The organism is Mesorhizobium sp. M1E.F.Ca.ET.041.01.1.1, assembly GCF_003997355.1.
Lineage (GTDB): Bacteria > Pseudomonadota > Alphaproteobacteria > Rhizobiales > Rhizobiaceae > Mesorhizobium.
Genome location: NZ_RZSL01000339.1, coordinates 1 through 6830, shown reverse-complemented (window position 1 = coordinate 6830; position 6830 = coordinate 1). Strand labels below are relative to the sequence as shown.

The 6830-nt window shown below is 60.7% G+C and carries 4 protein-coding genes; 1 reads left to right on the top strand and 3 read right to left on the bottom strand.

What is annotated here, in order from left to right; all coding sequences use genetic code 11:
* The coding region (locus tag EOA38_RS23765; RefSeq protein WP_127300377.1) for a phosphoenolpyruvate carboxylase at positions 1 to 1577 on the top strand (1577 nt) is incomplete at its 5' end.
* 506 nt (positions 1578 to 2083) lie between these two features.
* On the opposite strand, the gene EOA38_RS23760 is transcribed toward EOA38_RS23765, so the two are convergent.
* The 3 genes from EOA38_RS23760 to EOA38_RS23750 are packed head-to-tail and all read right to left on the bottom strand — an operon-like array spanning position 2084 to position 6712.
* Positions 2084 to 3694 (bottom strand): hypothetical protein, encoded by a 1611-nt coding sequence (locus tag EOA38_RS23760; RefSeq protein ID WP_126093225.1) that lies wholly within the window; start codon positions 3692 to 3694, stop codon positions 2084 to 2086.
* A gap of 4 nt (positions 3695 to 3698) precedes the next feature.
* The gene (locus EOA38_RS23755) at positions 3699 to 5951 is read right to left on the bottom strand and encodes a lipopolysaccharide biosynthesis protein (RefSeq protein ID WP_126093224.1); all 2253 of its coding nucleotides are present in this window, start codon (positions 5949 to 5951) and stop codon (positions 3699 to 3701) included.
* Positions 5952 to 5992: 41 nt separating this feature from the next.
* A complete protein-coding gene (locus tag EOA38_RS23750) occupies positions 5993 to 6712 on the bottom strand; it encodes a glycosyltransferase (protein ID WP_126093223.1) in 720 nt (239 codons plus the stop codon).
* Between the last annotated feature and the right edge of the window lie 118 nt (positions 6713 to 6830).

Below are 6830 nucleotides of genomic sequence, written 5' to 3'. Positions count from 1 at the left end.
TCGTCCAGCCCCTGCTTTGGCAGGTCGGAAGCTTCGGCTTCCGCACGGTCTCGCTCGACATCCGGCAGAACTCCACGGTCGTCAACCGGGTGCTGGCCGAGCTGTTTGCGCTGGCAAATCCCGCCGATCCGGTCGCGGCAGGCACGCCGCAATGGTCGGCGCGCATTCGCGCAGGCCTCAGCCAAGGCGAGCGGCTGGAGATCGACAGAGGCCAACTCTCGCCTGAAGCCCGTGAACTGCTTTCGACATTCTCCGTCATCGCCAAGCACATCTCGGGCTCGGATGCCGACGCTGTCGGCTCGTTCGTGCTCAGCATGACCCGCTTGGCCGACGATCTGCTCGCGGTCTATCTGCTGGCGCAATATTGCGGACTCTCGACCGCGCCCGATGGCGGCGGCACGATCAGGCTGCGGATCGTGCCGTTGTTCGAGACCATCGCCGATCTGCAGGCCGCCCCTGCCATCCTGAACGGATTGCTCGGCGTCTCGCTGGTGCGGCGGACGGTGCGGGATTTCGGCGCGCGCCAGGAAATCATGCTCGGCTATTCGGATTCCAACAAGGATGGCGGTTTCCTGGCTTCCAATTGGGAACTGGTAAAAGCGCAAAAGCGCCTCGCAGCGATCGGGCGCAAGCACAAGGTCAGGATCAGTTTCTTTCACGGTCGCGGCGGTTCTGTCAGCCGTGGCGGCGCGCCGACCGGCCGGGCGATCGCGGCGCAGCCGGCGGGCACTGTCGCTGGCAGGATGCGGGTGACTGAACAGGGAGAAGTCGTATCTTCGAAATTCGCCAATCGCGGAACCGGTCTCAACCAGCTCGAGGTTCTCGCCGCTGGCGTGCTCGCCCACGGTGCCGGGTCGCCCGGTGATGTCGGGCCGGAAACGCCGGAGTTCGATGAAGCGTTGGAAGCGCTGGCAGGCATGTCCCAGGCATCCTATGCCGGGTTGATGGCCGAGCCCGGCTTCCTCCACTATTTCAACCAGGCGAGCCCGGTCGCGGAACTGGCGCTCCTGAAAATGGGCTCGCGGCCGGATCGCCGTTTCGGCGCCAGCGGCATTGCCGACCTGCGCGCCATTCCATGGGTGTTCGCCTGGAGCCAGAACCGCCATCTGTTGACCGGCTGGTATGGCATCGGCAGCGCGCTGAGTTCTTTCGTTACAGTGCGCGGCGAAGCCGGGCGCGACCTTCTGGCCCGCATGTTCGAGCACTCGCGCTTCTTCCGCCTGATCGTCGACGAGGCCGAGAAGACGCTTTACCAGTCCGACATGGAGATCGCGCGGCTCTACGCCGGCCTGGTGTCCGATAGCGATGCGGCAGCAAGAATCCACGCCCGGATCGCCGCCGAATACGAGCTGACGCGACGCCTGATCGGTGACCTCACGGGAGGCGATCTTTCCGCGCGCTTTCCGATGTTCAAGCGGCGGTTCGACAATCTGCGCCGGCAGATGGATGACATTCACCTGCTCCAGGTCGATCTGCTGCGTGAAGTTCGGGCAAACACGGCGGACCAAAAGCGGGCGACCGACGCTCTGCTCGTGTCGATCAATTGCATCTCGGCCGGGCTTGGCTGGACGGGATAGGCCGGGGTTTGCCGAACTGCCTGTTTGGAAAACTCGAAGCGGCGGTGCGGCCCTCAGAACCTGCCACCGCATCTGTTTTGGTCCTCAGAGACAGAGACGGACGCGCCGAGCCGCTTCGATCCACGGGCTCATTCAAGAAATATCTTTTTGGGGGGAAAATGGTGCGGTCGAGAATTCTTGCACTCTGAGGAGGTTCAACGACTTGCGCAAGGTTCGGGCCGAAAATGGCCGTTGCCAGCACTTACGAACTCAAATAGCGCGCCCGAATCCAAGGTGTTGGAAATGATCTACTTTCTGAAGGCCGTCCCCTTCGTCAAAATTGGCTATACCGATAGCCTGCGAATGGGCGTCGTCGCGCGAGGCAGGCGCCCTCTTAGGAAGAGGCAGAGCCCTTTGCGGAACACGATTGCAAGTCTTTTCGCCGATGTACTCCGGCACTGGGCAGTTAGCCTGCCGTTGCGCTATCTCGTTATTCCATGACCACCCCGAGCTGATCTCGTACGTACTCAAAGCATCTGCCAGATCGCGGCCTTGGCTGAACCGATAACGTCGGCCAACGGTTCCCCGGCATCGAGGTTCACCACCACAGTGCCTCCGAAGGTCAGTTGCTGCAGGGCCGGCACTCGCCTTCGAACGACCAGCGGATCCATGTCCGGCTCGCGCTTCATGATGACTTCGGGGGTGGCCTGCAGTTTGATGACGAGATCCGGCGGCAGACGACGGGCAAGCGCATAAGAGCTGGCCTCGAAACGCCGAAGCCAGGCTGGGACTTTGGCCAATCGGGGCAGCAGCGGAGCATCGTTGAAGTCTATGATCTGGTCTTGAGGGAACCTATCGGCAACGACGACCATTCCACGATCCGCACCGCGGCGCGCGGCCACCAGCTTCATCCGCTTCTCTACAGAGAGGACGCTTGCCCATACGGCAAGCAGAATACTGTAGAGGGGGCCCGGCGAACTGTCGGTCACGGTGCCATGCGAGCTGCCGGCGGGCTTGGTTCCAAGCGCCCGGGTGACGATCGGTACCAGCAACTTGAACGGCAGCAACAGCAGCGATGGCCTACCACCCCCGGTGCCGAAATATATCGGGAGCACGTCAACTTCCGACTCCAGCCACTGGCGGATCGCTGTCACAAGCGTGGTCTTGCCGCTACCGTCGATCCCGACTACGGCTACCACCATGCCGCTGCCGGGCGTACGGCGGCTCCAGGGGCGGGGCACATGCAGGAACTGCTTGTTCAGACTTCCGGCGGTCCACAAGATTACCCGGCCGATACCGCGCAGAACGGCTTCTAGGCCATTGTAGGTTCGGTACGCCGCCAGTTCTTTGCGAATCCGGGCGTGAAGGCGACGCCGGGCCATGAAGGTCTGCGTTTCGAACAATTCCTTGGCAATGGCTTCCGCGAGGTCCTTATTCACAAGCTTTGCCGCGAGACCACGGAAACTGTGCCGGTCGACCCGTAACGCCACATGCAGCCGGTCCAGTTCGAAGTTCTCCTGTAACCTTTGCCAGTGGCGAAACACGATGGGATCTCGACGCCGCAGCTCGAGGCTGGCTCGCACCACAAGCAGCAATGCCTCGCTTGCCGGATCGAGCATCCGGAGAGGCAGTGTGGGGTGTCGGATCGCCGAGGCCAGAAATAGGCGTTCCCAAGGAGGCTGATAGTTCCTCAAGATCGGTTCGCCGACAACTAAGCGGAAGTGAAGATGGAGATGGACGATGCGCCCGCTCGGCTCGTCGTAGCCAAGAAAGCTCTGGACTGCAGGATGGCCGTGGCAATTGGAGGGTTCGAAGCGCTTGAGTCCGGAGCCGAGCAAGGCCTGGGCGGCCCGATGTTGATCAGACTTCGCAACAAGTAGATCAAGGTCCGATTCACCCAGCAGGACAGCTGGAAGGCGCCTGCTGCTCCTCCAATAGCAGCATTCGACGTTGCTTCGCTCCAATGCGGTCAGCGCCGCGAGCAGGGTGCTAAGTACCTCGATCTCCCCGGCAGGCGTGGCGTTGGCATTTTTCGTTTCGCTGGCCAGGGTCGCCGGAGATTCAGGCTCACATTGCGGGACGCAGCTGGGCTGATGACCGGTGGATATCATTGCATCGAACCCCACGAATTGGGACATGCGGCTATCCCAAGCGAGCTCTGAGCTGTCCCGACCTCAAGGCTAAGGCAGCAAAGACGAGACCGGGCAAGATGTTCAATCGCTTGCGGATGTTGGTGGCCATTGCCAAGTTCCAGACGACCAGTGCGAGCGTGAAGCCGACCGCCGCTCCGGTCGCCCCGTCCATCGCTATGCCGGCTGCACAGGCGACGACGGCAGTCACGGAGCCGCCAACCATCGTCGTCGCGGCGGCCCACTCATTCTTGGTCATGGTCAGAAGGTTTAGCTGGGGTCCGCAAACCGCATTGCAGAGATAACCCATGATGAGGATTCGTGCGATCGGTGCTCCCACAGCAAAATCCTCGCCGAACCAGCTTAGGAGAGGTTCGGTGACCACCAGCAACGCCAGGGCCAATGCGAGTGCCCCGCTGAAACTCAGAACTGCTGCTCGTGAGAATAGCCGCTGCAGGCCTTCGTGATCCCCGCGGGCATGAAGATCCGCAGCAGTCGGCGAGAACATCGTGCTTACTGCGACATTCGAAAGACCGACCAGCATCGCCACGTTCAGGCATAGGGCAAAAATGCCAGCCTCGTGGACCCGGCCCGTCCAACCCAAAAGCATGACCCCCGTTCGGCTTACGAAGGCATCAAGCCCGGTAATTAGCACGGTAGGAGGGATTACAGACCGCCACAAACGCCCGGAATAACTCGCCCGCGCGTTTTGCAGGTCAGTCGGCCGCAGCTTGATTGCCGTGGCGAGGACAAGCATCGCGGTAACGGCCGAGCTTGTCACTACCGCCATCATCGCGAAAGGGGCATCCAGGGTTACCCAGCCCGAAAACGCCGCGCCACCCACCAGCGCCAACAGCAGCCCATCGCGCGCCACACGCTCGGGCAAAAGCGCGGACACCACGCCTCCAAAGGCGCGAATTAGGCTGGCGCCAAGCGTACAGGCCGTCATCAGCGGCACCGCCGCCATGGCGAGCAGCATTGCCCTCTGAAGTTCCTGGTGATTCTCTCCCGAAAAGGCGACGAGGCTGGCTCCTGTCAGTCCCGCCAGCATCGCGGCCGAGAGCGACCACGAGAGCGCGAAGATGATTACGCCGCGCGCTAGGTCCCAACGTCCAGCGGCCCTGTATTCCGGCACGAAGCGCAACAGCGACATGTTAAAGCCGAGCGTCGAGAGGGTGGCGAGAACGGTGCTCCATGCCAAGGCGTATGAGTAGGTGCCATAGCTCGTCGCGCCGACCAGCCGTGCGATTCCAAGCTGTGCCATGCTGGTGAGGCCCGCACCACCGATATAGACCAGAAGGGCGAATATGCTCGCATGCAATAGACGCCGGCCCACATCATGGGGACGCCGGTGGAACACAGTAACGGATGATCGGCCTGCGGTGCCCCCGAGTGAGAGGGTATGAGTAACCCCGTCGGCCGCATGGAGTTCAAGCGACTGACTTTCCGAGCAGTCTTCCGTGCTTCCCTTGTTATCCGCCTGTCTTGCGGCCGCCAACCCGCCACCGCGCGTGTCGTTGATGAAGGGAACCCCGGTTCGCGATAATCGCGTCTGGATTTCCTGTTCCACCTGACAAAGGCCGCTTGCGATGGACTGTTCGTCGACTGCCCCAACCGAGACGTTGCTTCGCCGCGCGCTCCGGAGAACATTACCAATCTTTTCGAAGACATCGAAAAATTGCATGTTGCCAGCGACGTCTACGTCTAAGAACCGTTCCGCAGGCGGTTCGTGCATCATTCTTGTCTGAAGCCGTGCTTCCACGACATCGCGCGGGACTGCCATCCCAACCACCAGATCAGCCCGGGGCGTAGATTCGAGCGCTCGCACGATCAACCTGTCGTCTGCGGCGCCATTGAACATTGCAAGGGACCCGATCGCCTGCACAAAGCCTTGGTCGAATATGATTATATTTGTTGATCCCTGCGCCTGTGTCCAGCAGCGTGACAGGCGAACTATGTACTGCCACATAAGAATTCGCCGTATAAGGCTCTTTGGTGGTATTGTTCTTACAATTTTATTTGCGGATGCAATATCACTGTTTCGCCAAAATGAAGAAAGAAGTGCCAGAACTGTGATGAAAATGGCGGATGATATTCGGGAGATTACCGCGAAAATGCCGAAGCGGTCCCAGCCGCCGCCTCTATCGCGGGGCAGGTAGCACAGGGTGACTTTGGCAACGTACCCATGGTCGCGCAAATGCTTGGCGAGGGCGTTCGCGAAGGTTGTTTTACCGGATCCCGCTGGTCCGAAAAGTTCAATGATCATGCCGTTTCAATCCGGAGATCGAGTTGATCGGTTCAGCCCTCTCAATGGCCCTTCAACAAAAGGTCGCCGCTATCCCTGAGTCGGTGGTTGGCGTGTTGTTTGAGATTCACCTGGGTGAGAACGGCGGAGCGGACAGATTCCAGGAGAGATTCTCTTCTGCTTCGATGAACTCGAAGACGCTGCGCGCTAAGGTTCGTGGCGTCGGCCGAAAGTCCGCAATGACTAGCCGCCGCGAACGCGCCCACGTCGTTTCTCGAACCGGCTATCAGCCGCGCCGTGCCTTTTCGGGTCAGCCACCAGTGCTCGAAGAAAGCCCGATCGTTCCTATTCTGGAAAAAAGTCGCGGCAGTCCAGAGAGAGGCGAGCCATTGCAGGCTGCAGAAGACAAGGCGCAGGACCCGCGCTCGTGCTTCCAGCAAAGAGAAGGTCCAGCCGAGCCCGTTTATCGTGCGGACGACCGGCACCTGACCGCGCACTGCCAAAGGGGTCAGCAAATTGGGCTTGGTGTCGAAGCTTTGGATGATGTCCGGCCGGGTCTCTGCCATCAACCCGCGGACCGAGCGCAACGCGCTCAATCGCGCACCGCCAATGGCAAATCGATCGAATTCAATGCGATGATGCGGAATTCCGTGGCGTGAAAACGCGGTGACGTCGTCACTCGATATGGCTGTCAGCCTAAAACCCTTTTTGCGCAGCGACAGCAGGAACGGAATATGCAGGCGGTGGTCCTCGCCTCCTATGCAAACCAGGTGGGGGTCCATCTCGCCTCTCCCGAGAGTGCGGGGCACCTCAAGCGCACGACGTGGCTGGCGACTTGATTTTTTCTCATTGCCGGTTTGCAACCCTTCCGCGTGACATCCGCCCGGATCACGCTAGGGG